The sequence below is a fragment of the Faecalibacterium longum genome, from assembly GCF_040094125.1.
GTDB classification, from domain to species: domain Bacteria; phylum Bacillota; class Clostridia; order Oscillospirales; family Ruminococcaceae; genus Faecalibacterium; species Faecalibacterium longum.
Genome location: NZ_JBBNIH010000095.1, coordinates 16,835 through 40,303 on the forward strand (window position 1 = coordinate 16,835; position 23,469 = coordinate 40,303).

Annotated in this window: 24 protein-coding genes and 1 tRNA gene; 16 read left to right on the top strand and 9 right to left on the bottom strand. The window is 59.3% G+C overall.

From position 1 onward, the window contains the following. Positions 1 to 942, bottom strand: coding sequence for an aspartate carbamoyltransferase (gene pyrB, locus AAAU26_RS03180; RefSeq protein WP_015563910.1), 942 nt, complete (start codon positions 940 to 942; stop codon positions 1 to 3). Positions 943 to 961: 19 nt separating this feature from the next. Next, a complete protein-coding gene (locus tag AAAU26_RS03185; protein ID WP_158394648.1) occupies positions 962 to 1,717 on the bottom strand; it encodes a GntR family transcriptional regulator in 756 nt (251 codons plus the stop codon). Between the two features lie 177 nt (positions 1,718 to 1,894). On the opposite strand from AAAU26_RS03185, the gene AAAU26_RS03190 reads away from it, so the two are divergent. Beyond that, on the top strand, positions 1,895 to 2,617 hold the full coding sequence (locus tag AAAU26_RS03190; RefSeq protein WP_227618292.1) for a GNAT family N-acetyltransferase: 723 nt from the start codon (positions 1,895 to 1,897) through the stop codon (positions 2,615 to 2,617). Between the two features lie 261 nt (positions 2,618 to 2,878). Here AAAU26_RS03190 and AAAU26_RS03195 read toward each other — a convergent pair whose 3' ends face one another. From AAAU26_RS03195 to AAAU26_RS03205, 3 genes are all read right to left on the bottom strand, one after another. Further along, the gene (locus AAAU26_RS03195) at positions 2,879 to 4,246 is read right to left on the bottom strand and encodes an MATE family efflux transporter (protein WP_227618291.1); all 1,368 of its coding nucleotides are present in this window, start codon (positions 4,244 to 4,246) and stop codon (positions 2,879 to 2,881) included. Between the two features lie 192 nt (positions 4,247 to 4,438). Continuing rightward, complete coding sequence (locus AAAU26_RS03200) at positions 4,439 to 5,671, bottom strand: 6-phosphofructokinase (protein ID WP_227618290.1); 1,233 nt, start codon at positions 5,669 to 5,671, stop codon at positions 4,439 to 4,441. A gap of 93 nt (positions 5,672 to 5,764) precedes the next feature. Then, a complete protein-coding gene (locus AAAU26_RS03205) occupies positions 5,765 to 6,988 on the bottom strand; it encodes a 6-phosphofructokinase (RefSeq protein WP_227618289.1) in 1,224 nt (407 codons plus the stop codon). A 372-nt stretch (positions 6,989 to 7,360) separates the two neighbouring features. Here AAAU26_RS03205 and AAAU26_RS03210 point away from each other — a divergent pair, with 372 nt between their 5' ends. Then, entirely contained in the window at positions 7,361 to 8,380 is a 1,020-nt protein-coding gene (locus tag AAAU26_RS03210) for a GDSL-type esterase/lipase family protein (RefSeq protein WP_227618288.1), read from the top strand. Between the two features lie 147 nt (positions 8,381 to 8,527). After that, a complete protein-coding gene (locus AAAU26_RS03215; RefSeq protein WP_227618287.1) occupies positions 8,528 to 9,952 on the top strand; it encodes a hypothetical protein in 1,425 nt (474 codons plus the stop codon). Positions 9,953 to 10,024: 72 nt separating this feature from the next. On the opposite strand, the gene typA is transcribed toward AAAU26_RS03215, so the two are convergent. Further along, positions 10,025 to 11,848 carry a translational GTPase TypA gene (gene typA / locus AAAU26_RS03220; protein WP_158401701.1) on the bottom strand — a complete coding sequence of 608 codons (1,824 nt, stop codon included), beginning with the start codon at positions 11,846 to 11,848 and terminating at the stop codon, positions 10,025 to 10,027. 214 nt (positions 11,849 to 12,062) lie between these two features. Here typA and AAAU26_RS03225 point away from each other — a divergent pair, with 214 nt between their 5' ends. The 5 genes from AAAU26_RS03225 to AAAU26_RS03245 all read left to right on the top strand — a co-directional run bounded on the left by AAAU26_RS03225 (position 12,063) and on the right by AAAU26_RS03245 (position 17,142). Beyond that, positions 12,063 to 13,670 (top strand): MBL fold metallo-hydrolase RNA specificity domain-containing protein, encoded by a 1,608-nt coding sequence (locus AAAU26_RS03225; protein WP_217210096.1) that lies wholly within the window; start codon positions 12,063 to 12,065, stop codon positions 13,668 to 13,670. Between the two features lie 366 nt (positions 13,671 to 14,036). Further along, entirely contained in the window at positions 14,037 to 15,422 is a 1,386-nt protein-coding gene (locus AAAU26_RS03230) for a collagen-like protein (protein ID WP_265104185.1), read from the top strand. Positions 15,423 to 15,434: 12 nt separating this feature from the next. Further along, entirely contained in the window at positions 15,435 to 16,625 is a 1,191-nt protein-coding gene (locus AAAU26_RS03235; protein ID WP_227618286.1) for a Kelch repeat-containing protein, read from the top strand. A gap of 17 nt (positions 16,626 to 16,642) precedes the next feature. Continuing rightward, the gene (locus tag AAAU26_RS03240) at positions 16,643 to 16,993 is read left to right on the top strand and encodes a hypothetical protein (RefSeq protein ID WP_207676191.1); all 351 of its coding nucleotides are present in this window, start codon (positions 16,643 to 16,645) and stop codon (positions 16,991 to 16,993) included. A 17-nt stretch (positions 16,994 to 17,010) separates the two neighbouring features. Continuing rightward, positions 17,011 to 17,142, top strand: coding sequence for an XkdX family protein (locus AAAU26_RS03245; RefSeq protein WP_207676190.1), 132 nt, complete (start codon positions 17,011 to 17,013; stop codon positions 17,140 to 17,142). 45 nt (positions 17,143 to 17,187) lie between these two features. On the opposite strand, the gene AAAU26_RS03250 is transcribed toward AAAU26_RS03245, so the two are convergent. Next, positions 17,188 to 17,451 (bottom strand): Txe/YoeB family addiction module toxin, encoded by a 264-nt coding sequence (locus AAAU26_RS03250; RefSeq protein WP_207676189.1) that lies wholly within the window; start codon positions 17,449 to 17,451, stop codon positions 17,188 to 17,190. Further along, on the bottom strand, positions 17,444 to 17,701 hold the full coding sequence (locus AAAU26_RS03255) for a type II toxin-antitoxin system RelB/DinJ family antitoxin (RefSeq protein ID WP_207676188.1): 258 nt from the start codon (positions 17,699 to 17,701) through the stop codon (positions 17,444 to 17,446). Before AAAU26_RS03255 ends, AAAU26_RS03250 begins: the two co-directional genes overlap by 8 nt. A gap of 82 nt (positions 17,702 to 17,783) precedes the next feature. Here AAAU26_RS03255 and AAAU26_RS03260 point away from each other — a divergent pair, with 82 nt between their 5' ends. Genes AAAU26_RS03260 through AAAU26_RS03270 form a run of 3 tightly spaced genes read left to right on the top strand, consistent with a single transcriptional unit; the run spans position 17,784 to position 18,712 of the window. Then, positions 17,784 to 18,203: a YcbK family protein gene (locus AAAU26_RS03260; protein WP_227618285.1), complete on the top strand. Its 420-nt coding sequence runs from the start codon at positions 17,784 to 17,786 to the stop codon at positions 18,201 to 18,203. 5 nt (positions 18,204 to 18,208) lie between these two features. Beyond that, the gene (locus AAAU26_RS03265; RefSeq protein ID WP_227618284.1) at positions 18,209 to 18,442 is read left to right on the top strand and encodes a hypothetical protein; all 234 of its coding nucleotides are present in this window, start codon (positions 18,209 to 18,211) and stop codon (positions 18,440 to 18,442) included. 3 nt (positions 18,443 to 18,445) lie between these two features. Next, complete coding sequence (locus AAAU26_RS03270) at positions 18,446 to 18,712, top strand: phage holin (RefSeq protein ID WP_227618283.1); 267 nt, start codon at positions 18,446 to 18,448, stop codon at positions 18,710 to 18,712. Between the two features lie 129 nt (positions 18,713 to 18,841). On the opposite strand, the gene AAAU26_RS03275 is transcribed toward AAAU26_RS03270, so the two are convergent. Continuing rightward, positions 18,842 to 18,916 (bottom strand) — tRNA-Gly (locus AAAU26_RS03275). A 213-nt stretch (positions 18,917 to 19,129) separates the two neighbouring features. On the opposite strand from AAAU26_RS03275, the gene pyrH reads away from it, so the two are divergent. The 5 genes from pyrH (at position 19,130) to dxr (ending at position 23,459) form a co-directional block, all read left to right on the top strand. After that, positions 19,130 to 19,840 carry a UMP kinase gene (pyrH, locus tag AAAU26_RS03280; protein ID WP_158394635.1) on the top strand — a complete coding sequence of 237 codons (711 nt, stop codon included), beginning with the start codon at positions 19,130 to 19,132 and terminating at the stop codon, positions 19,838 to 19,840. 86 nt (positions 19,841 to 19,926) lie between these two features. Beyond that, complete coding sequence (frr, locus tag AAAU26_RS03285; protein ID WP_207676184.1) at positions 19,927 to 20,481, top strand: ribosome recycling factor; 555 nt, start codon at positions 19,927 to 19,929, stop codon at positions 20,479 to 20,481. An 88-nt stretch (positions 20,482 to 20,569) separates the two neighbouring features. After that, the gene (gene uppS, locus AAAU26_RS03290; RefSeq protein WP_217210078.1) at positions 20,570 to 21,283 is read left to right on the top strand and encodes a polyprenyl diphosphate synthase; all 714 of its coding nucleotides are present in this window, start codon (positions 20,570 to 20,572) and stop codon (positions 21,281 to 21,283) included. Between the two features lie 140 nt (positions 21,284 to 21,423). Further along, entirely contained in the window at positions 21,424 to 22,284 is an 861-nt protein-coding gene (locus tag AAAU26_RS03295) for a phosphatidate cytidylyltransferase (RefSeq protein WP_158394633.1), read from the top strand. Between the two features lie 23 nt (positions 22,285 to 22,307). After that, complete coding sequence (gene dxr, locus AAAU26_RS03300) at positions 22,308 to 23,459, top strand: 1-deoxy-D-xylulose-5-phosphate reductoisomerase (protein ID WP_158394632.1); 1,152 nt, start codon at positions 22,308 to 22,310, stop codon at positions 23,457 to 23,459. The last annotated feature ends 10 nt before the right edge of the window (positions 23,460 to 23,469 follow it).

The following is a 23,469-nucleotide window of genomic DNA, read 5'->3' on the forward strand; positions in this document are numbered from 1 at the left end:
TCAGTTGCCCTCCTTTTCAGCCTTGGGGTCCTTGAGGCCCAGCAGTGTCATGATCAGCGCCATGCGGATGTAGACGGCGTTCTGCACCTGCTCAAAGTAGGCGGCGCGGGGGTCGTCGTCCACGTCCAGCGTGATCTCATTGACGCGGGGCAGGGGATGGAGCACGGCCATGTCAGGCTTGGCAAGGGCCATCTTCTCTTTGGTGAGGATATAGCTGTTCTTCAGACGGACATAGTCTTCCTCGTTGAAGAAACGCTCCTTCTGGACGCGGGTCATGTAGAGGATGTCCAGCTCAGGCATGGACTCCTCGAGGCTGCGGGTCTCCTTGTAGGGGATGTGGTTGGCCTCGAGCACGTCGGTGATGATGTAGTCCGGCACCCGCAGCTCCTCGGGGCTGATGAGGACGAAGCGGATGTTCTCACAGCGAGCCATGGTCTTGATGAGAGAGTGGACGGTGCGGCCAAACTTGAGGTCGCCGCACAGGCCGATGGTCAGGTCGTTCAGACGGCCCTTGCGGCGGCGGATGGTCATCAGGTCGGTCATGGTCTGGGTCGGGTGCTGGTGGCCGCCGTCGCCTGCGTTGATGACAGGGATGCGGGAGTACCGGCTGGCCCGCAGCGGTGCGCCCTCCTTGGGGTGGCGCATGGCCACGATGTCGGCATAGCAGGAGACGACGCGGATGGTGTCGGCCACGCTCTCGCCCTTGGATGCACTGGAGACGGTCTCGCTCGGGAAGCCGAGGACATGTCCGCCGAGGTTCAGCATCGCGGCCTCAAACGAAAGACGGGTGCGGGTGGACGGCTCGTAGAACAGGGTAGCCAGCTTTTTGTGGGCGGCCACGTCCTGATAGGCAGCCGGGTCGGCGCAGATGCGGTCGGCCAGGTCCAGCAGAGAGGTGATCTCCTGCTGACTGAAATCCAACGGATCGATTAGATGACGCATATTCTTTTGTTTCCCTCCGTCAAAGAAGCTTTCGAAGAATCGAGAAGTCGAAGAAGTTCGTGTAGTAGCTCAACGAACGCATGACGGGATGGCAGAGCCGGTTGTAGCATATCTCATCCAGCAGCAGCATGGCCTCGCCCGGGGCCAGACGCATGGCGGCCCGGATGGGCTCGTCGCCGCAGCTGGCCTTGAGGTGGGCCACATTGGAGGCCACCTGCTGGCGGCACTCCCGCTCCAGAACATCGAAGATGTCACCCGACAGGTCGATGCGGGTGTAGTCCCGGTTCCCAAACAGGGCGCGGGGCAGGTAGTCGATGGAGTAGATGACGGGGGTGGTGTCGGCGAGGATGCGCTTCTTGATGCAGATGACATCGTCGCCGGGCTCGATGGCCAAATCACGGGCCAGCTCTTCGCCTGCGCGGACGGGGTAGATCTGGATGCCGTCGGCGTGGGGGTAGCTGCCAAAGCTGCGGATGAGCGGGTAATACTCCAGCTTCTGGTCCAATCGGCTGCGCAGGTTCAGGACACTTCGGTTGACCACTGTGCCGATGCCGCGCACCCGCTCGATGTAACCCGCACGCTCCATCTCGCTCAGCGCATCGCGGATGACGGTGCGGCTGACGCCGAGTTCGGCGGCAAGGTCTACCTCGGCGGGCAGACGGTCGGTCTGTGCATAGCGGCCTGTGCGCAGTTCCTCTAGCAGAGCGCTGACGATGCGGTCGCTGATGACAGCACCACCCAGGCGGCTGGAAGGGGATAAGCTGGAATCTCTCATGGTTCGTTTCCTCCGGTACACGGGCAGGGCGGCCCTGCCTGGACTTCCGAAAAAGCTGTGCCTGAGCACAAAAGCTTTTCCTGCAAATATTATAGCATAAATTGACAATGATTCAAACGGCATTTATACTGGAATCAGCCGGAAAGTATGATTTTATTTTGGAGGGATAGAGCAAGAATGGAAATTCTTCTGCACAAAGTGTGCGGCCGGCCCGCAAGCCGCACCATGACCCTGCGCGCTGCCGGGCCGGAGGATGCTGCCGCCTTTTACGCCTTGCAGAACGAGGTGCGGGCCGCGATGCCCCACCCGGAGCAGTTCGTACCCGACACGCTGGAAAACATCGCCTGTTACCTGAAAGAGGACCTGTGCATCGGCGGGTGGGACGGCGGGCGGCTGGGGGCCTACTTCATCCTGCGGTACTGCGGGCAGGACGCGCACAACTACGCCGCCTTTATGGGCATCCCGCGAGAAGAGTGGGACGGCTGGGCCAACGCCGACAGCGCCATCGTCCACCCCGACTACCGGGGCAACGGTCTGCAGCGGAAGCTGCTGGAAGTGGCGCTTACCCTGCTCCGTCCGGGCATCGTGGGCATCGGGGCCACCGTCAGCCCAGAAAATCAGTACAGCCTCAACAACGCCCTGGCCAGCGGCTTTGAAATCGTCTGCCGCCGGGAGATGTACGGCGGGTATGACAGGTATCTGCTGGCGAAGGCCCTCTCCGTCACCTTCGGTGACACTGCCCGGGTTGCGGCTCCCAGCGTCTGCTTCGCTGCCGCTCGCATCCTTGCTGGCCGCGGCCCCAACAGCTCCTCCCTGTTTCCGCCGCTGGCGGCGGTCGTCGCCGTTGCTCCCGAAGGGAGAGGCACTGGCGTGTCGGTCAAGCCCATGCTGGACGAGTAAAGCTTAATTTGTATCGCAAACAGTAGTACCCTGCTACCAAGGTTAGCAGCAGCTTGACAAGGAACATGGTTCCGCAGCTGCTGCCCTCTGTAGCAGGGCACTATTTTTTGCATTATATCAGGCTTCCGGCGGCCAGCTCAGAGTTGACCGGCCTGCCAAAGGCTCTCCCTCTGGGAGAGCTGGCGCGGAGCGCCTGAGAGGGCAAGGACGCTGCCAAACAGCTCTTGCACTGCGATCGTATCGCTCTGACAAAGAGCCTGCTTACCGCTGTGCAGCAGCTTTAAGGTTCTCGTTCATCTTATGCCGCACCACCAGCAGGCAGGCCAGATGCACCAGTGCGGTGAGTATCCAGCTGACGGGGTAGCTGATGTAAAGCATCGTGGTGGTGTGGAACAGCTGGAAGATGGTGGCGATCCAAACGAGGCGGAGCAGACAGCTGCCCACGAGGCTGACCACCATCGGCAGGACGGAGTAGCCCCGGCCACGCAGACAGCTGGCCAGAACATCCATGCAGCCGCAGAGCAGATAGGTGGTGCAGATGATATGCATACGGGCCAGACCGGCGGTCACCACGACCTCATCGGAGGAGTAGAAGTGGAGCAGCTGTTCGCCCAGCAGGGAAGCACCGCCGCCCAGCACGAGGCCGGTGACGATGGCGCAGAGCAGGCAGTTGCGCATGACGCGGTCAAGGTTGTCGTATCGGCGGGCGCCCATGTTCTGGCTCGTGAAGGTGACAGCAGCCTGGGCGAAAGCGTTCATGGCGGTATAGACGAAGCCCTCGAGGTTGGAAGCGGCAGAGTTGCCGGCTACGACGATAGAACCGAAGGAGTTGACCGCCGACTGGATGACGACGTTGGAGAGGCTGAACACGGTGCTCTGCAGACCGGCAGGCAGGCCGATGCGCAAGATCTGGCCCAGAGCCCCCGCATGGAAGCCCAGCTGGCCGAGGTCGAGGTGGAGCGGGCCTTTCTCCTTCACCAGCAGGGCCGTGACCATGCAGGCTGAGACGGTCTGGCTGATGATGGTGGCCAGAGCGACGCCCGCCACGCTCATGGAGAAGAGGATGACGAACACGAGGTTCAGCACCACATTGATGACGCCCGCCACGGCCAGACAGAACAGAGGTCGCCTGGTGTCGCCCACGGCGCGCAGGAGGGCCGAGCTGAAGTTGTACAGCATGGTCATGGGCATACCGATGAAGTATATCTTGAGGTAGAGGGTGGACAGCCCGATGACGTCCTCCGGGCAGCTCATCAGCTCCAGCAGGACGCGGGCGGCGAAAAAGCCCACCACGGCCAGCAAGAAGCCGCTGACAAGGCCCAGCGCCACGGAGGTCTGGACGGTGTTGCGGACGCCCTCATCGTCCTTCGCGCCGAAGCAGCGGGCCGCAACGACGTTCGCGCCCAGCGACAGGCCCACGAACAGGTTGACCAGCAGGTTGATGAGCGCACCGTTGGAGCCGACAGCGGCCAGCGCCGTGCTGCCCGCAAAGCGTCCTACGACGACGACATCGGCTGCGTTGAACAGCAGCTGCAGGATGCTGGATGCAGCCAGCGGCAGGGAAAACAGGATGATCTTTTGCAGCATGGGGCCGCTGGTCAGATCGCCTGTCCGGGTATTCTGTGCCATGAAAATGCTCTGCCTCCTCAAATATCAGATGGTACTCACGAAAAAACGCGCCGCTCAACAGCGAGCGACGCAGATAGTATTATAATACGGTTTCGGGTAAAATACAAGTGAAATCAAAGCTTTTTCCGTACAAAAATGCACCCCCGCACACAGGGTGCAGGGGCGCGGAGGTACGTTTGCGAAACAGAACGCTTACTTCTGGGGCTTCATGTAGATGTGATGAGGCAGACCGGCGATGTAGAGCGGGGTCAGCTCAGCCTGGATGAGGGGCCGTGCGTAAGCGAGGAAATCTTCGGTCATCTGGGTGTGATTCTCGTTCATCCAGCTCAGCGGCACCTTCTTCTCGAGATTTGCGACCTCGCTGATGGGGTGCAGCTCAGTGGTACACTGATAGGGGCTGTTGGAGATGCGCTTCAGGGCCACCATCTGGCCGGTGACGCCCTCAAACGCAGCCTTGACAGCAGCACCGCCGACCTGATAGGCCTCGGTGATGTCGGTGCGGCTGGTCAGGTGGCCGGCGCAGCGCTGCAGGGTGGAAAGCTCGATGCAGCGGGTCTTGGTGTCCAGATTGCGGGCCACGACGTTGGCCAGATAGCGGGCGGTGCCGGTCAGGGCCTTGTGGCCGAAAGCGTCCACTGCGTGGACATCGTCGGCCAGCTCACAGACATAGCGGCCATCCTCGAGCTTGACGCCCTCAGACACCGCGATGACGATGCTGGGCTTCTTCTCCTGCATCACGCGCACCTTCTCGATGAAGTGCTCCACATTGAAGGGGACTTCGGGCAGGCAGATCATGTCCACGCCCTCGCAGTCGTCGCTCTTGGCCAGTGCGGCGGCGGCGGTCAGCCAGCCGGCGTTGCGGCCCATGATCTCGACGACGGTGACGTACTTGGTGCCGTAGACGGTGGCGTCGCGGATGATCTCCTTCATCACCACGCCGATGTACTTGGCCGCAGAGCCGTAGCCGGGGGTGTGGTCGGTGACCATCAGATCGTTGTCGATGGTCTTAGGCACGCCCATGAAGCGGATGTCGCTCTGGATGCACTCGCCGTACTCAGCCAGCTTGCCGATGGTGTCCATCGAGTCGTTGCCGCCGATGTAGAAGAAGTAGCCGATGTCCAGCTTTTCGAGGATGGCGAAGAGATTCTTGTACACGGCCTCGTCGGTGTGCCAGTCGGGCAGCTTGTAGCGGCAGCTGCCGAGGAAGCTGGAGGGGGTGCGCTTGAGCAGCTCGATGTCGAGGTCATCGGTCAGCAGGGTGGACAGGTCCACGACCCGCTCCTCCAGCAGACCGGCGACGCCGTTGCACATGCCGTAGACGATGTCCGCGCCGCGGCTCTTGCAGCTCTCGAACACACCAGCCAGACTTGCGTTGATGACAGAGGTGGGGCCGCCGGATTGGCCAACGATTGCATTTTTACCCATGATGATTTCTCCTTTTTTGTTTTTCTGTTTCGGCTTTATAAAATCGTGCAGGAGCACGAAAACAGACGCGGGGAAGGGGAGAAGCGAGTTTCCTTACAGGCAGATGTGGCGGGGCGTACCGTTGACGTAGACGGGGGTGACCTCGTCGAGGATCAGCGGGCGGGCGTATTCCTCGAACGCCGCCGTCACCTGCATCCCGTCGGGGGTGATCCAGTCCAGCGGCACCTTCTTTTCGAGGTTTGCCACCTGCTGGACATCCACCGCTTCGGTGGTGCACTGGTAAGGATACTCGGAAATGCGCTTGAGCGCGATCATTTTGCCCGTCTCACCGGCAAAGGCTGCGGCTGCCGCTGCGCCGCCCACGGCGTAGGCCTCGTTGACATCGGTGCGGCTGGCCAGATGGCTGGCGCAGCGCTGCAGTGTCGAGAACTCGATGGCGCGGCTCTTGCAGTTCAGCTTGTCGTGGATGAGGTCGGACAGATAGCGGCTGGTGCCGCTGAGGATGGCTTTGTGGCCGAAGGCGTCCAGCTGGCCTGCCGTGGACACGAGGTCGCACAGGTAGGTGCCGTCGGCGGTCTTGACACCCTCGCTGGCCGCGATGATGACGTTGGACTTCACCCGCTGCAGCTCATCCACTCTGGCGAGGAACTTGTCCTGGTCAAAGGGGACTTCCGGCAGAAGGATGAGGTCGGGGCCGTCGCTGTCGTCGCCGCCTGCGAGGCAGGCCGCACCGGCCAGCCATCCGGCGTGACGGCCCATGATCTCGGCCACAGTCACGCTGCGGATGTCGTAGACGGAGGAATCACGGATGACTTCCTTGAGGATGGTGGCGATGTACTTGGCCGCAGAGCCGTAGCCGGGGGTGTGGTCGGTGAGGCAGAGGTCATTATCGATGGTCTTGGGTACACCGATAAAACGCACCGCACTGCCTACCTGTGCGCCGTAGCGGCTGAGCTTGGCGATGGTGTCCATCGAGTCGTTGCCGCCGATGTAGAACACCGCGCAGATGTCGTACTTGTCAAACAGGGTGAACAGCTTGACGTAGGGCGTGGAGTCCGCCTCCGGCTCGGGGAGCTTGTAGCGGCAGCTGCCCAGATAGCTGGACGGTGTGCGCTTGAGCAGCTCGATGCTGAGCCGGTCGTCCAGCAGGACGTTCAGCTCCACGAGTTCCTCTTTCAGCAGTCCCTCGATGCCGTATTTCATGCCGTAGACCTTGTCTGCGCCCAGACTGCAGGCGGCTTTATAGACGCCTGCGAGACTGGAATTGATGACGGCGGTCGGGCCGCCGCTCTGGCCGATGATGACATTCTTGGCCATGAGAACCTCCTTGTACCATTTACCGATAAATTGGACTTCCTGTGCGCCGCAGCACCGCTCCGCGCTGTCCCCGTTTCGCGGTCCGTACACCCTGCACAGTGTACAGACGGGGGAACAGCCAACAATCGATGACCGCAACTCGCACAAAAATTCTGGCAGGTCGTGCAAGCACTTCGAGAAATGTGTGCAAAAATCTGCTCTTCTTCTATTGTAACCGTTTTGCCTGTTGTATGCAAGTCCTAATTGGTTGCAGAGGCAAAAAAATTATGATAAAATAGGTACTGCACAGCTCTGCCGGGCCGGAAAGCGGGGATAACCCGCCGACGCCCGGGCAGACTAAGAGCAGAACCAAACGAAAGCGGGAACACCTTTATGGGCATTTCACACGATTATCATAGCACGGGCCGGAGCCGCAGAGGCGGTCCCGGCGGAGTCATCCGGTTTGCGGGGGCCGTGGCCGGCATCCTGCTGGTGAGTTTCGCCATTACGGCCATCCTCGAGCATGGACAGGCACAGCCCGAAGAGCTGCCCACCGTGACGGCCAACGGCACGGCGCAGAACATTCTGGCTCCGCTGCCCATGCAGGGCGCGGCAGACAGCGCCACCGACAGCGCCGTCAGCGGCGGGGAGAACGCAGCGGCAGACGGCACGCCCGCCGTGACCCTCGAGCAGTTCGGCCCGGCCCGTCAGACGGCGGGAGCCTACAGCGTCAAAGCCTACGACAGCAGCGTCATCCGTCAGCCTGCCAGCGGTCAGGTCGATTTGAGCTACTTCTCCGATGCCGCCTTCCTCGGTGACAGCCTGACGGTGGGCTTCTCCGACTATAAGATCAACCTCGGCGGAGCACTCATCTGCGGCTACACCGGCGTCGGTCCGGATGCCATCGTCAACCGCAGCGCCGTCAAGAGCAGTGTGCGGGGCGAGGAAGTCGCGCTGGACGTGCTGGCCGCTGCTCAGCCCAAGAAGCTGTATATCCTGCTAGGTACCAACACCCTGACCACCGTGGGTGCGGCAGACCGCTTCCTCGCTTACTACGGCCAGATGCTGGATGTGCTGCGCCAGACGCTGGGGGAGGACTGCGTCATCTATGTTGAGTCCATCCCGCCCGTCCGCCCCGAGGCCGCAGCGGAAAAGCCGGGCCTTGCCTCGGACATCATCCGCTCGGTGAATGAGCAGCTGGCCCTGCTGGCCGCAGATAAGGGCTGTGTCTACCTCGATTTGTGGGAGACGCTGGCCGACGGCGAGGGTAACCTGAAAGAGGTGCTGGCTGCGCCGGACGGCGTCCACTTCTCGGCGGGCAACGGCTACGGCGCGTGGGTCACTTACCTGCGCAACCACGCCAAGTATTCTGCCGATAATGCATGGACGCCCGGCAGCGCCTACGCAGGCTGAAATTTCAAAAATACAACGGCAAATGCCCTGAATCGCAGGATCCAGGGCATTTTTGCTGCAAAAAATCTCAAAAGAGAGTTTTATCGGACAGATGATTTGTAAAATAGGAGGCAGAAGAGAGCACGGCCAGAGGAAAGGACGGTAAAAATGAAGTACCTGTTTGTGACGCTCATGTGGAATGCCCGGGCCGAAATGCCCATGCCGGGCGATATTTTTGCGGTCTGCTGTCAGTCTTACAGCCCGAATGGAATGACGCGGTACGGACGCTACACCCATCTGGACGACATGAGCGCCCTGACGCAGTGGACAAAAGATGCTGTTTGCCACAACATCACGGTACTGGAAACAGCAAAGCCGCGAAAAGAGATTTTGAATACGGTAGCGGAGACCTTCCCGGCCTATGACGTTCTGGTCCTGTGGAGCCGGAAAGAATATGAGCTGTTCCGGCAGGCGATGCATGACTGCGGACATCGCCTCTGTACGGCGAAAGTCGTTCTGCTGGAAGAACTGCTGGGAGCAGTCGTCCGCCCCGGAAAGAGGGGCCGGGTGCCTTTTCAGCAGGTGCTGAGGGCGTTTCATGTCCAGACGACCCGGGAGACGTTTTACCAGCCGAAATACCGGGCAGGCTTTCTGCTTGAGCTGTGGGACAGGGTGAGCCAGCTTGCGGCGCAGAGCGAGGAGTGGACGCAGACAGAACTCTGCATTAACCCCAGGACAAACACCGTCCACCTGCCGGGATGCAGTCATCTCGGCCTGCCGGGCGGACAGCCCTGTACGCCGCAGGTGCTGCTGGAAGGGGCCGCTCTCTGCAGAGACTGCCAAAAGAAGAAGGCGCTGTATCTCTGGGAGATGGAACGGCTGCATGCAGTGAAGTTCCAGCCTCACACAGGTGCTCTGGGGACGCCGCAGAATTATCCGCCGGCACCGAAGCTGTTCTACCGGGAGGGCGACCCGCAAAAGCTTTACCATGACCGTGCCTGCCCCTGCTGCAAACCGTTCCGGGAGGGGCCGGACTATCTGCAGTGGAAGCCGCTTTTCGGGAGAGCCGATGCGGCGGCCCTCGGCCTGACGGCCTGCGACCGGTGTTCACCGCTGGGCATCCGGTATGGGCAGACCCGGACGCAGATAGAGTCCTTCTGCAGCCAGAGAGGGATGCAGTGTGTGCTGCGGGATGGCGAGATCGACGTCACGACGTCCATCGGCGGGTGGCGGATCGTCTGGAAGGGAAAAGATAAGATCTGGCTCTATCACAAGAACACCCATAGGAGCCATCTGACTGAGAGTGAGGACATCCCCGGCTATCACAGTCAGGCCATTCACAAGAAGACCATCATGGAGTATTTGGAATACATCGTCCAGCACGACCTTTACCGGAAAAACAGTCCGCTCCCGGAGACGGGGAGTGTCCCTGCCGCAAAACCGCCGGAGCCGACCCATCGGGGACACGGCCATCATCGGGACGCAAAGGGGGCAAAGCATTTCCAAAAGCACAAGACGAACAAGGTGAAGGTGAGTTCACTGGAAGAACTGCAGGCGCTGGCCCGGCAGAAAATGACCGGAGAAGAGGAATAAAGACAAACAAAAATCCCGCCCTTTGCACATAGAGTGCAGAGGACGGGACATTTTGCATTTTATGAGGAAGGCTTACTTCATCTTGCTCTTGGCCTTCATGCGCTGCTCGTGGTTGAGGATCTGCTTGCGGATGCGCAGGTTCTCGGGAGTGACCTCCAGCAGCTCGTCCTGAGCAAGGAACTCGAGGCAGCCCTCGAGGCTCAGCTTGCTGATGGGGATGAGGCGCAGAGCGTCGTCAGAGCCGGAAGCACGGGTATTGGTCAGGTGCTTGGTCTTGCAGACGTTGACATCGACGTCCTCGCCGGAAGCGGTGTAGCCGATGACCATGCCCTCGTAGACCTTCTCGCCGGCGCCCACCAGCAGAGTGCCGCGCTGCTGAGCGTTGAACAGGCCGTAGGTGACGGCCTCACCGGTCTCAAAGCTGACCAGAGAACCGGTGGAGCGGTTGGCAATCATGCCAGCCCAGACGTCATAGCCGTCGAAGATCTGGTTGATGATGCCCTCGCCGTGGGTATCGGTCAGGAACTGGTTGCGGTAGCCGAACAGGCCGCGGCTGGGCATACGGAACTCCAGACGCACACGGTCGGAACCCAGAGACTCCATCTGCTGCAGGATGGCCTTGCGCTGGCCCAGACCGGTCATAACAGCACCCTGATACTGAGTGGGGACGTCGATGACGACGTGCTCCATAGGCTCGTAGGTCTTGCCGTCGATGACCTTGGTCAGAACGTGCGGGGGAGAGACCTGCAGCTCATAGCCTTCGCGGCGCATGGTCTCGATGAGGATGGACAGATGCATCTCACCACGGCCCATGACACGGAAAGAATCGGTGGTGGCGGAATCCTCCACCTTCAGAGCGACGTCCTTCAGCAGCTCTTTCTGCAGACGGTCACGGATCTGGCGGCTGGTGACATACTTGCCCTCACGGCCGGCCAGCGGGCTGTCGTTGACGGAGAAGGTCATCTCGACGGTGGGGTCGTTGATCTTCACGAAGGGCAGCGGCTCGATATTGGAGGGGCTGCACAGAGTGTTGCCGATGGTGACGTCGGGCAGACCAGAGAAAGCCACGATGTCGCCTGCGGTGATGTTGTCGCAGGGCTGACGGCCATTGGCCTGGAAGTCATACAGCTTGGTCAGACGGCCGCGCATCTTGAGGTCGGGGTTGTGCCAGTCGCACACGACCACTTCCTCGCCCACCTTGGCGACGCCGTTCTGGATGCGGCCGATGCCGATGCGGCCAACGAACTCATTGTAGTCCACAGAGGACACCAGCATCTGGAAGGGAGCCTCGGGGTCGCCCTCGGGCGGCTTGATGGTGCTCAGCAGGGTGTCGAACAGGGGAACCAGGTCAGTGCCGGGTACATCGGGGTCAAGGCTTGCAGTGCCATCACGGCCACAGCAGAACAGCATGGGGCAGTCCAGCTGCTCGTCGGTAGCACCCAGATCCATCAGCAGGTAGAGGACCTCGTCGATGACTTCCTTGATGCGGGCATCGGGACGGTCGATCTTGTTGATGGCGACAACAAGGCTCAGATTCTGCTGCAGAGCCTTCTGCAGCACGAAACGGGTCTGGGGCATGCAGCCCTCAGCAGCGTCCACCAGCAGCAGAACGCCGTTGACCATCTTCAGCACGCGCTCGACCTCGCCGCCGAAGTCGGCGTGGCCCGGGGTATCGACGATATTGATCTTGACGCCCTTGTAGGTGCAGGAGCAGTTCTTGGCCAGAATGGTGATGCCGCGCTCACGCTCGATGTCACCGCTGTCCATGACACGCTCTGCCACAGCCTGATTGTCGCGGAAAGCGCCGCTCTGGCGCAGCAGGGCGTCCACCAGCGTGGTCTTGCCGTGGTCAACGTGAGCGATGATAGCGACATTGCGCAAATCGTTACGAACCATAAAATACAACCTCTCTATTTTGAATCTCAGTAGAAGTTACGTCATACGATTTAAGTTTATATCATCCGGGGGTGGTTTGTCAAGATTGTATAAAAAATTTTTGATGGATTCGGCGTTTTGCCCGAGAATCGGCTATCGATTTGGGCGGCATTACAACGCGAAACGTGATATACTTAATGTACCAAAGTTGGATAATCTCGTTGGAGGTGTGTCTATGAAACTGACGTTTTTGGGTGCCAACCACGAAGTGACCGGCAGCTGTACCCTCTTGGAAGCGGCGGGACAGCGCTACCTCATCGACTGTGGTATGGAACAGGGCAAGGATGTCTATGAGAACCAACCCATCCCCGTTGCGCCGGGCGAGATCGACGGCGTGCTGGCCACCCATGCCCATATCGACCACACGGGCCTTCTGCCTCTTCTGGTGCGCAACGGCTTCCGGGGCAGGATCTATGCCACCAGGCCCACGGCAGAACTGTGCAGCATCATGCTGCGCGACTCGGCGCACATCCAGGAATTCGAAGCCGAGTGGAAGAACCGCAAAGGCCAGCGCTCCGGTGCAGAGCCTGTGGAACCCATGTACACCATTCAGGACGCCGAGGCAGCCATCGCGCTGTTCCGGGGCTATGATTACAATAAAGAGATCGAGCTTGCGCCCGGCATCGTCATCCGCTTTGTGGATGTGGGCCATCTGCTAGGCTCGTCCAGCATCGAGATATGGGTGACGGAGAACGGCGCGACCACAAAGCTGGTCTTCTCCGGCGACATCGGCAACCACGACCAGCCTATCATCAAAGACCCCACGTATCTGAAAGACGCAGATTATGTCTTTATGGAGTCCACCTACGGTGACCGCAGCCACGGCCCGCGGCCCGACTATGTGGCAGAGCTGGCGAAGATCCTGCAGCGCACCTTCGACCGCGGCGGCAATGTGGTCATCCCGAGCTTTGCAGTGGGCCGCACTCAGGAACTGCTCTACTTCATCCGCGAGATAAAGGAAAAGAATCTGGTCACCGGCCACGGCTGTTTCCCGGTGTACATCGACAGCCCGCTGGCCATCGAGGCCACCCGTATCTTCAAGGACACCGACTCCTCCTGCTTTGATGAAGAGACCAACGCCCTGCTGGCAAAGGGCATCGACCCCATCCAGTTCCCGGGCCTGAAGGTCAGCGTCACCAGCGATGAGTCCCGTGCCATCAACACTGACCCCGTGCCGAAGGTCATCATCTCGGCCAGCGGCATGTGCGAAGCGGGCCGTATCCGCCACCACCTCAAGCATAACCTCTGGAGGAAGGAATGCACCGTCCTCTTTGTGGGCTATCAGGCCGTGAACACGCTGGGCCGCTCTCTGCTGGAGGGTGCGGACAACGTGAAGCTCTTCGGCGAATCCATCGAGGTGCAGGCGGAGATCTGCCAGCTCACCGGCCTTTCGGGCCACGCCGACAGGGAGGGCCTGCTGAAGTGGGTCAACTTCTTTGAGCCGAAGCCCAAGCGGGTGTTTATCATCCACGGCGAGGATGAGGTGGAGAACATCTTTGCCCAGACCCTCACGGAGCAGGGCTTCAACGCCTGCGCACCTTATAATGGTGAGCAGTGGGCCATCGGTGCCGAGGGCGCAGTCTGCCTGAAGGAAGGCACCCGTATCCGCATCGAGCACCACGTCAGCGAGGGCGCAGCCCGCGCGGCTACCGTCTTCCAGCGCCTGCTCAATGCCGGCAAGCGTTTGCTGCGAGTCATCGAGCACAACGAGGGCGGTGCCAACAAGGACCTCGCCAAGTTCGCCGACCAGATCAACGCTCTCTGTGACAAGTGGGACAGATGAGGCAAACATCCCGGCGGCATAGCTGCTCCGAAAACATCGTTCTGAAATAAAATGATGTAAAACCGACCCGAGTTCGTGTATCCTCACACGGCTCGGGTCGGTTCTTTTTTTGCGTCCAAAAGAGGAAAACACAGTTTTTTGTGCGCTTTTGCACAAGTTTCCGACTATTTCATGAGAATCGTTGACTTTGAATGTGCAAAATGCTACCATATGGCACAAGAAAAGACAAAGATAACGAAATAAAGTTGTTTCAAGGGCGCAGAGGCCGGCATCTGTGCTGGAAACGGCTCGAAGTTTTTGTCTGCGTGCGGATGGTATCGGCAGAAGCCTCCGCACAGGAAATGACTGCCGAAAAAGGAGGTCTCAATGATAGAATACAAGCTTTCTCTTGCGTCGTCCGGCGCGGTAAAAGCACCGGGTTATGAGGATATGCTGCGGTTTGGCTACAACAAGAACTGCGGCGTCTATCGGCTGAGGGTGACTGCCGCCGACGAGTGGAAGGGGATGAAGCTCCGGGTGTTCTGGCATACGCCGGAGGGCGACCCGCCTGCATCACTGGTAGAGAACGGTGTGGTGGAGGTGCCTGCCTTCGTCACGGCTGTGTCCGGCGAGGGCCGCATCACCTTCGAAGGCTCCGACGGCACCCGGACCATCACCAGCGCCGATATGCGTTACCGCGTGGCGGCAAATTCCGGCACCGAAGACGGTACTATGCCGCCGCTGGGTACGCCTGCGTGGCAGCAGCTGGTGGGCCGGGTGGAAGAAGTCGGTGCAGACGCCCGGAAAAGTGCCGAACAGGCCCGGAAGTCGATGAAACAGGCCGAAAGCGAAAAAAGCGCAGCGGCCGGTAGTGCTGCAGCGGCGGCGAAAAAACTGAAAGAGCTTCAGGATGGCATCGCTGCGGGAGATTTCAAGGGCGAAAAGGGTGATACAGGCGCGAGAGGTCCGCAGGGAAATACCGGACCTCAGGGGCCTAAAGGCGAAAAAGGCGACATCGGCTCGACAGGCCCCACTGGTGCAACGGGTCCACAAGGTCCAAAGGGCGAGACTGGCCCGCAGGGTCCGAAGGGCGACAAAGGCGACACCGGTCCACAGGGTCCTGTAGGCGCGACCGGCCCTCAGGGACCGAAAGGCGAGACAGGCCCGGCGGGCAAAGAAACGAAGGTGGACGCCACCCTCAAAGTCTCCGGCGTAGCTGCCGACGCCAAAGCCACCGGCGACGCGCTGGCGGGTAAAGCTGCCGCCAGCCATACCCACAACTACGCTGGTTCGTCCAGCGCGGGCGGTGCGGCAAACTCAGCCAACAAACTGAACAAGAACGCGGGTTCTGCTACGCAGGGCGTATACTTCAAGGATGGTGTGCCGGTCGCTATGACCTACACGCTGGGCAAGAGTGTGCCTGCGGATGCAAAGTTCACGGACACCAACACCTGGCGCGGCGTGCAGGACAACCTGACCAGCACGGCCACCGACCAGAGTCTGAGCGCAAATCAGGGCAAGGTGCTGAAAGGCCTCGTGGACGGCAAGGCGGCGTCCAGCCATACCCATGACGACCGGTACTACACCGAGAGCGAGATGAACACCAAACTCAACGGCAAAGCCAACAGTTCCCACACCCACAACTATGCCGGGTCTTCGAGTGCGGGCGGCACGGCCAACTCGGTCAACGGCCTGACTTTTGCCGCCCAGACCACCGACCCGGGGGCGGGAAGCGCATTGACCACCAACAAGGTGCTCATCGTGTACGTGTAAAGGAGGCCGGATATGGCAAAAGCAGTTTATGTGGGCGTTGGCAGCAAAGCCCGCAAGATGAAAAAAGCCTACATCGGCATCGGCGGTAAGGCCCGCAAGGTCAAGAAGATGTACATCGGTGTCGGAGGCAAGGCGAGGCTGTGCTACAGTGCAGAGGCTGACAAATTTGGCATGGCAGCATCGCTGAGCAAGGCTAGAAGTCTGCTTGCCGGAACGACAGTTGGCGGATATGCCCTGTTCGGAGGCGGCGGTTATGATAGCGACGCCAAAAAAGGCGAGGCCATAATGGACGCATACAACGCATCTCTCACCCGGACGACCGCAGCTTCTTTGAGCGTGGCAAGGCAAGGATTGACGGCGATAACGCTGGGGAATCACGCACTATTCGTCGGTGGACGAAGCGGAGACACGTCCTTTGGCACGGTGGATGTCTACGATGCATCTCTTACCCGGACGACCGCTACAGAGCTGAGTATTACCCGATATGACAGTGCCGCAGCAGTTGTAGGATCCTATGCGCTTTTTGCTGGCGGCAGAAGGTATAATGGCTTATTTGCAATATCGCAGTCCGCCGTAGATGCATACAACACGTCTCTCACCCGGACGACTGCAACTCCGCTGCCCAGTAATGCATACGCCTGTGCAGGAGGCACAGTCGGAGGTTATGCAGTGTTTAGCGGCGGCAGCAGCATGAACTCGGATTCGACTCTTGTTGAAACCATTGGGGCTATGGAGATAGTGCGCGCATATGATTCGTCTCTTACGTCCAGTAAGGCCGCGCCCTTGAGTTGCCCCAGAGCAGTCCATTCTGCCGCAACCATCGGGAATCATCTTCTTTTTGCAGGAGGATACAACAGCACTACGGGAAAATACCTCTCCACAGTAGAATCGTACGATGCCTCGCTGACCCGAAGCACTGCCGTCGAATTGAGCAGCACAAAGAATGGCCTGGCCTCGGCCACAGTGGGCGAATACGCAATGTTTGCAGGTGGCTATAAAGGCAACAGCGATGCAGCCTATGTGGCAACGGTGGATGCATACAACACCGCGTTAACCAAGATGACGATGCCAGACTTGAGTGTCGGACGGTATGGCCTTGCATCTGCTGTAATTGGAGATTATGCGCTGTTCGCAGGCGGTATCTCAAAAATCCAGAGCACGGTAGACAAATATCAGGATGTCGTCGATGTCTATTCGGCGTAATGAAAGGAGAAATCAAAATGGCACGATACAAAATTTACGACAACAAATCTGACGTCATCACCCCGGTGGGCGAGAAGCTTACCGCTGAACAGTGGCTGGACCGTTACCAGTGGGGCCGCTACACCAAGATGATCGTGGGCGGCGGCATCATCAACGGCAGCGTCGCACTGGTCTTCGACGATGAGGTGGAGCGTTACCGCAAGGCGGGCTGCGATTTCAGTGCCTGCACCACTGACGAGGACTATCTGGCCGCCATCGAGGCGTTCGAGGATAACCCGCCCATGGCAGACGCCGGCGTCTCCGACCAGACCCGCATTGCGGACGCTCTGGAAGACATGGTGGCGCTGAGCCTGCCAGACGCAGAATGAGAAAGGAGAACGAAGTTATGAGCAACAAGGAAAAACTGACCGAGCGCTGGACGCAGGGCCGCATCTCTGAGGCGATGCTGCGGGTGTATGTCCGCAAGGGCATTATCTCGAAGGCGGATTTCGAGGAGATCTGCGGGAAGAAGTACTAAACAAAAAGCAGCCGCTCGAATGAGTGGCTGCTCCGGAAATGAAAATTATTTATCTCTGTAGTGGGAACCGCACTGGACGATTTTGACTACATTTCCATCAATTCGGTAAACGATACGGTTTGCATCGTCGATACGGCGGCTCCAATAGCTGGACAAGTCTCCGCTGAGGCGCTCGGGCTTGCCGATGCCTTCATAACTGTTTCGGTCAATGTCCTTCAGGAGCTGCAGGATGCGCTTGAGCACCTTGCGGTCCTGCGTTGTCCAGTATTCAAAATCTTCCCATGCTTCCTCTGTCCACGCCTTAATCATCCAAATCGACCTCGTGGATGGTGCCGCCGGTCGCTTCCATCTCCGCGATGGACTTACGCAGACGAGCCTGGTTCTGCTCAGAGTAGAACGGGTCCACCGAAAGCTCGAAAGGCAGGCGCTGTTCACGGGTCATCTTCTTGGCCAGCATGGTGACAGCAGTGGACATGGACATCCCAAGTTCATTGCAGATGTGGTCGAAATTGTTTTTCAAATCATTATCCATACGGATGCTGACAGTGGTCTGTGCCATAGTATCACGCTCCTTCTGAATACAATGTAGCACATATGCGATACAATGTCAATCAACAAAGCAAAAAGAAAGGATGAAGAAATTGGCAATCAGAGAATATTCCATGACCCGCGATTCCACCCGGCAGCTTTCGCCCAGCTTCCGTGTCCGCGAGTTCGCCTGCAAGGGCAGCGACGTCGTCCTCATCGACGACGAGCTGGTGGTGCTGCTGCAGTGCATCCGGGAGCACTTCGGCAAACCGGTACATATCACCAGCGGCTACCGCACCACCGAACACAATGCCGCCGTGGGCGGCAGCAAGAGCAGCCAGCACCTGCTGGGCCGGGCAGCGGACTTCTACGTCGAAGGTGTGCCGGTGGCGACTGTCGCCGCCTACGCTGAGACCTTGCTTCCCGGGCGCGGCGGCATCGGGCGGTACCCGAAGGATGCAAAACATCCCAAGCGCATGACCGGCTGGGTACATATCGACACCCGGACGAATAAGTCCAGATGGAAGGGGTGAGACCGATGGAGACTGTTCTCGCAGCGCTTATCACCGGGGCCGTGACTCTCATCGGCGTACTCATCGCCAACAGCCGCAGTCAGGCTGTCACAGACACCAAGCTTGAGGAGCTGACCCGCGAGGTGCGGGCGCACAACAACTTTGCCCAGCGCGTCGCCGTGCTGGAAGAGCAGATGAAGGTGGCAAACCACCGTATCGCCGATTTAGAAGCAAACGGACATACAAGAGAAAGGAATTAAGCTATGAACTCACATATCATTACCAACCGCACTGTCTCCGCCGGTACTCTGACCCGTACCGCAGCGCTGGGCCTCGCCCTGACAAATCAGCTGCTCAGCGCAGCGGGCAAGCCTTTGCTGCCCATCGACAATGCCCAGCTCGAGCAGATGATCTGCACCGGCTTCACCGTCGGTGCAGCACTGGCCGCATGGTGGAAGAACAACAGCTTCACCCCTGAGGCCATCGAGGCGGATGCATTCATGGCAAGGATGAAAAAGAGAGTGCGGTGAGAGCTGTATAGTCTAATAATGCCTCCTTCAAAATTTTTTCGAAGGGGGCATTATTATATGGTATGGAAAAGAAATGAGGTAATGAAGCAAGAAAACCGCCTGGATTCTGACGAATCTAGGCGGTTTTTGTGGAGCGGGCAATGGGAATCGAACCCACCTCCTCAGCTTGGAAGGCTGATATACTAGCCGATGTACGATGCCCGCATATTCTATTTTGCCGGGATGCAAGCAGTATTATAGCATGATTCGCGGCAAATGTCCAGCTTTTTTTGCCCAAAGTGCAGAAGGAGAAGAAACCTTTGCCGATGAGCTGGCGTTTGCCTGTTTACTTTGGAGCAGTTTTATTGTAAAATAGATAAGAGATAAAATCGGCGGCGTACAGCGCGGCCAAATCTGATACAGGTGGTGTATGTTATTATGGCATTGAAATATCAGCGTATCCTTCTGAAGATCAGCGGTGAGGCCCTCGGCGGCGAAAAGGGGACCGGCTTCGACGAGCCGACCATGGACGCAATCTGCGGCGGCGTAAAGAAGGCCCATGAGCTGGGTGTTCAGATCGGCATCGTTGTGGGCGGCGGCAACTTCTGGCGCGGCCGTTCCAGCGGCAAGATGGAGCGTACGCTGGCCGATAAGATCGGTATGCTGGCAACGGTGATGAACGCCCTGGCTGTCTCCGACAAGCTGGAGCAGCTGGGTGTGCCGACCGAGGTGTTCACCTCCATCACCATGCCGCAGGTGGCCCCGGCCTTCACCCGCAAGGAAGCTCTCCACGCAATGGAAGAGGGCAAGATCGCCATCTTCGGCGGCGGTACGGGCAACCCCTTCTTCTCCACCGACACGACCACTGCTCTGCGCGCCGTTGAGGTGAGTGCAGACATCATGTTCAAGGCCACGATGGTGGACGGCGTCTATGACAAGGACCCCCATAAGTACCCCGATGCCAAGAAGTACGAGACCCTTACCTTTACCAAGGTGCTGGAAGACCGTCTGGCTGTTATGGACGGCACTGCCGCCACCCTCTGCCGGGACAACAAGCTCCCCATCCTCGTGTTCGACCTGGCCGACCCCGACAACATCGCCCGCGCTGTGCAGGGTGAGAACGTGGGTACGCTGGTCTACGAGGGCTGAGCATACTGCCCCGCTTCCGACAATAGAATATGCCAGACGCCTTTTCGCGGCTGGTGAGAATTGATAACAAACAGGAGACAAGGACAATGAGCAGCAACACCAAGGCATTCGAAGACAAGATGAAGAGCGCAGTCGAGCATCTGGAGCGCGAGCTGAAGACCGTGCGCGCAGGCCGTGCCAACCCCGGCGTTCTGGACAAGGTGACCGTGGATTACTATGGTTCGCCCACGCCCATCCAGCAGGTGGCTTCTGTGGCTGTCAGCGAGGCCCGCACTCTGACCATCACCCCGTGGGACCGCACTCTGTTGCGCGCCATCAGCAAGGCCATCCTGGCCAGCGATGTGGGCATCAACCCCATTGATGACGGCCAGACCATCCGTCTGAACTTCCCGGCTCCTACCGAGGAGCGCCGCAAGCAGCTGGCCAAGGAAGTCTCCAAGATGGGCGAGGAGGCAAAGGTCGCTGTCCGCAATGTCCGCCGCGACGCTATGGACAAAGCCAAGGCCATGAAGAAGGCTGGCGAACTGACCGAGGACACCCAGAAGACCATGGAAGAGGACGTCCAGAAGCTGACCGACAAGTACGTGAAGAATATCGACGCTGCTGTGGAAGAAAAGCAGACGGAGATCATGTCCGTCTGATTCTGACTGCAAGCAAGCAGGGAGGTGCCGTGCGCTGAAAGAAGGTGCGCGGCACTTTTTGCCAGACTGAAAATAGAGGAATAAGATCATGGAACATCCAAAGGATTTTGCAAAGGGGCTGTCCATCGGCATCATCATGGACGGCAATGGCCGCTGGGCCAAGAGCCGCGGCCTGCCCCGCACCGCCGGCCACAAAAAGGGCGCACAGGTCTTTCAGGACATTGCGAACTACTGCGATGAGCTGGGTGTGGAGTCGGTGTATTTCTACGCATTCTCGACCGAAAATTGGAAGCGTCCCGCCGAAGAAGTGGGTGCTATCATGCGGCTGTTCGGCGAGTACCTCATCAAGGGCTTCGACTACAAGAACCGGAACATCCGCATCTGCTTCATGGGCGACCGCACTGCACTGGACCCCAAGCTGCAAAAGCTGATGAACGAGCTGGAGACCGACTCGGCTTCCAAGACCGGTCTGACCATCAACATCGCCGTCAACTACGGTGGACGGCCTGAGATCGTCCGGGCGGCCCAGAGTCTTGCGGCCAAGGTGGCTGCGGGTGAGATGAAGCCCGAGGACATCACGGAAGAGGCTCTTTCGGCCCAAATGTACACCGCCGGCCAGAAAGACCCCGACTTCATCCTCCGCCCCAGCGGAGAAAAGCGGCTCTCCAACTTCATGCTCTGGCAGGCAGCCTACTCGGAGCTGGTGGAGATGGACGTTCTGTGGCCTGATTTCACCCGTGATGACCTCGATGCCGCCATCATGGAGTTCAACCGGCGTTCCCGCCGCTTCGGCGGACTTTGAGCGCAGCAAACGATACGCAAGATGCCGCGCGGCGTGCGCGGCCCCCGGAGAGCGTCCGGTATTTCCTCAGGCGCTGACGCTGCAGACCCTGCCAGAGCAGGGGAGCGGCTCCCGGACGAAACAAAGGAGAACATGAAACTATGAAAACACGAATCATCACAGCCGTGGTGGGCCTGATCGTTCTGGCAGGCGTCCTGTTCACCTTCGATACGCTGGTGTTCAATCTGGTCATCGCGGCCATCACCCTCATCGCCCTGCATGAAATTTACTCTGCGCTGGGTTTTGAAAAGCAGGACTGGCCGCTGCTGGCCGTTCTGGTACCCTACACACTGCTCATCATGCTGTCGAGCTACAGCGTCTGCCGGGCGATGGTGATGCCCGCTTCCTTCCTCGTGGTGCTGTTCTATGCCATCTACCTTGTAGTGCGCAACGGTGTCATCAGCTACCAGAAAGCCAGCGGCCTCGCCATGTTTTCGGGCATCGTGATCTTCTGCTTCTACTCGTTCATCCGGCTCAAGGAGATGCTGCCGGTGGAGGAATATGGCTACGACGCCATCTTCTTCATCCTGCTCATCCTTTGCTTCGCCTGGGGCGGCGATACCTGCGCCTACTTCGCGGGCCGCGCCTTTGGCAAGCATAAGCTCTGCCCGGTGGTCAGCCCCAAAAAGACGGTGGAGGGCGCTGTAGGCGGCGTGCTGGGTACTATGGTATTCGGTGTGCTGGTCACGGTCATCTACTCCATCGCAGCAGACCGGATGGAAGAGTTCACCCGCTCCAATATTGGCGTATCCATGTATGTCATCATTGCGCTGCTGGCCTGTGTGGCTGCGGTGTTGGGCATCTACGGCGACCTGTTCGCCAGCGTGGTCAAGCGCCAGTGCGGCATCAAGGACTACGGCACCATCTTCCCGGGCCACGGCGGCATCCTTGACCGCTTTGACAGCGTGATGTTCATCGCGCCCTTCGTCACGATGGTGGTCATCGCAGCGTTCTACGATTAAAATCAGCAGGAGGTAGATTCTTTATGGCTAAGAAAATCACGCTGCTGGGTTCTACCGGCTCCATCGGCACCCAGAGCCTTGATGTCATCCGTGCTCAAGGGTATGAGGTGTTCGGCCTGTCGGCCCACAGCCAGACGGATAAAATTTTGCAGCAGATAGAAGAATTCCACCCGAAATATGTTTGCATGACCAGTGAGGCCGGTGCCGAAAAGCTTTCGGCTGCGCTGGCAGGCCGCGCCGATGCACCCAAGCTCCTGACCGGCCCGGAGGGCCTGAAGACCCTCGCCGCGATGGACGGCCCGGACGTGGTGCTGAACAGCGTGGTGGGCATCGCTGGCCTCGGCGCAAGCCTTGCCGCCATCGAGAGCGGCCATGACCTCGCCCTCGCCAACAAGGAAAGCCTTGTCACCGGCGGCCATCTTGTCACTCAGGCCGTGGCGAAGCACGGCGTCAAGCTGCTGCCTGTGGACAGTGAGCACTCGGCCATCTTCCAGTGCCTGCAGGATAAGGAGAGCGCCAAGAGCCTGACCAAAATTCTGCTGACGGCCTCCGGCGGCCCCTTCTTCGGCATGAAGACCGAAGAGCTGCGGGGCAAGACCAAGGCCGATGCCCTCAAGCATCCCAACTGGAACATGGGTGCAAAGATCACCATCGACAGTGCCACTTTGATGAACAAGGGCCTCGAGCTCATTGAGGCTGTGTGGCTGTTCGGTCTGCCTCCGGAGAAAATTCAAATCGTTGTCCAGCGCCAGAGCATCGTCCACTCGGCGGTGCAGTACAGCGACAACTCCATCATCGCCCAGCTGGGTGTGCCGGATATGCGCATCCCCATCCAGTATGCGCTGACCTATCCGGCCCGTGTGCCGGGCGTCGTGCCGGAGCTGGACTTCACCACCCTCAAACTGCTGACCTTCGATGTGGCCGACGAGGAGACTTTCCGCTGCCTCGCCGCCTGCAAGAAGGCCATCAAGAAGGGCGGTCTCGGCCCCTGCGCCGCCAACGGTGCCAACGAGGAGGCTGTCAAGCTCTTCCTTGAGGATAAGATCGGCTTCCTCGACATCGGCCGTCTGGTGGAGGCTGTCGTGGACAGCGACAGCTTCGGCGGCGACTACAGCCTCGCGGATGTGTATGAGTGTGACCGTATGGCCCGTGCATTCGTGAGAGCACATCTGTAATATAGGAGAA

What these genes read in the sequence shown, in the direction of transcription:
- pyrB (WP_015563910.1), bottom strand. Translation starts at nt 942, where the DNA reads ATGCGTCATCTAATCGATCCGTTGGATTTCAGTCAGCAGGAGATCACC.
- AAAU26_RS03185 (WP_158394648.1), bottom strand. Translation starts at nt 1,717, where the DNA reads ATGAGAGATTCCAGCTTATCCCCTTCCAGCCGCCTGGGTGGTGCTGTC.
- AAAU26_RS03190 (WP_227618292.1), top strand. Translation starts at nt 1,895, where the DNA reads ATGGAAATTCTTCTGCACAAAGTGTGCGGCCGGCCCGCAAGCCGCACC.
- AAAU26_RS03195 (WP_227618291.1), bottom strand. Translation starts at nt 4,246, where the DNA reads ATGGCACAGAATACCCGGACAGGCGATCTGACCAGCGGCCCCATGCTG.
- AAAU26_RS03200 (WP_227618290.1), bottom strand. Translation starts at nt 5,671, where the DNA reads ATGGGTAAAAATGCAATCGTTGGCCAATCCGGCGGCCCCACCTCTGTC.
- AAAU26_RS03205 (WP_227618289.1), bottom strand. Translation starts at nt 6,988, where the DNA reads ATGGCCAAGAATGTCATCATCGGCCAGAGCGGCGGCCCGACCGCCGTC.
- AAAU26_RS03210 (WP_227618288.1), top strand. Translation starts at nt 7,361, where the DNA reads ATGGGCATTTCACACGATTATCATAGCACGGGCCGGAGCCGCAGAGGC.
- AAAU26_RS03215 (WP_227618287.1), top strand. Translation starts at nt 8,528, where the DNA reads ATGAAGTACCTGTTTGTGACGCTCATGTGGAATGCCCGGGCCGAAATG.
- typA (WP_158401701.1), bottom strand. Translation starts at nt 11,848, where the DNA reads ATGGTTCGTAACGATTTGCGCAATGTCGCTATCATCGCTCACGTTGAC.
- AAAU26_RS03225 (WP_217210096.1), top strand. Translation starts at nt 12,063, where the DNA reads ATGAAACTGACGTTTTTGGGTGCCAACCACGAAGTGACCGGCAGCTGT.
- AAAU26_RS03230 (WP_265104185.1), top strand. Translation starts at nt 14,037, where the DNA reads ATGATAGAATACAAGCTTTCTCTTGCGTCGTCCGGCGCGGTAAAAGCA.
- AAAU26_RS03235 (WP_227618286.1), top strand. Translation starts at nt 15,435, where the DNA reads ATGGCAAAAGCAGTTTATGTGGGCGTTGGCAGCAAAGCCCGCAAGATG.
- AAAU26_RS03240 (WP_207676191.1), top strand. Translation starts at nt 16,643, where the DNA reads ATGGCACGATACAAAATTTACGACAACAAATCTGACGTCATCACCCCG.
- AAAU26_RS03245 (WP_207676190.1), top strand. Translation starts at nt 17,011, where the DNA reads ATGAGCAACAAGGAAAAACTGACCGAGCGCTGGACGCAGGGCCGCATC.
- AAAU26_RS03250 (WP_207676189.1), bottom strand. Translation starts at nt 17,451, where the DNA reads ATGATTAAGGCGTGGACAGAGGAAGCATGGGAAGATTTTGAATACTGG.
- AAAU26_RS03255 (WP_207676188.1), bottom strand. Translation starts at nt 17,701, where the DNA reads ATGGCACAGACCACTGTCAGCATCCGTATGGATAATGATTTGAAAAAC.
- AAAU26_RS03265 (WP_227618284.1), top strand. Translation starts at nt 18,209, where the DNA reads ATGGAGACTGTTCTCGCAGCGCTTATCACCGGGGCCGTGACTCTCATC.
- AAAU26_RS03270 (WP_227618283.1), top strand. Translation starts at nt 18,446, where the DNA reads ATGAACTCACATATCATTACCAACCGCACTGTCTCCGCCGGTACTCTG.
- pyrH (WP_158394635.1), top strand. Translation starts at nt 19,130, where the DNA reads ATGGCATTGAAATATCAGCGTATCCTTCTGAAGATCAGCGGTGAGGCC.
- frr (WP_207676184.1), top strand. Translation starts at nt 19,927, where the DNA reads ATGAGCAGCAACACCAAGGCATTCGAAGACAAGATGAAGAGCGCAGTC.
- uppS (WP_217210078.1), top strand. Translation starts at nt 20,570, where the DNA reads ATGGAACATCCAAAGGATTTTGCAAAGGGGCTGTCCATCGGCATCATC.
- AAAU26_RS03295 (WP_158394633.1), top strand. Translation starts at nt 21,424, where the DNA reads ATGAAAACACGAATCATCACAGCCGTGGTGGGCCTGATCGTTCTGGCA.
- dxr (WP_158394632.1), top strand. Translation starts at nt 22,308, where the DNA reads ATGGCTAAGAAAATCACGCTGCTGGGTTCTACCGGCTCCATCGGCACC.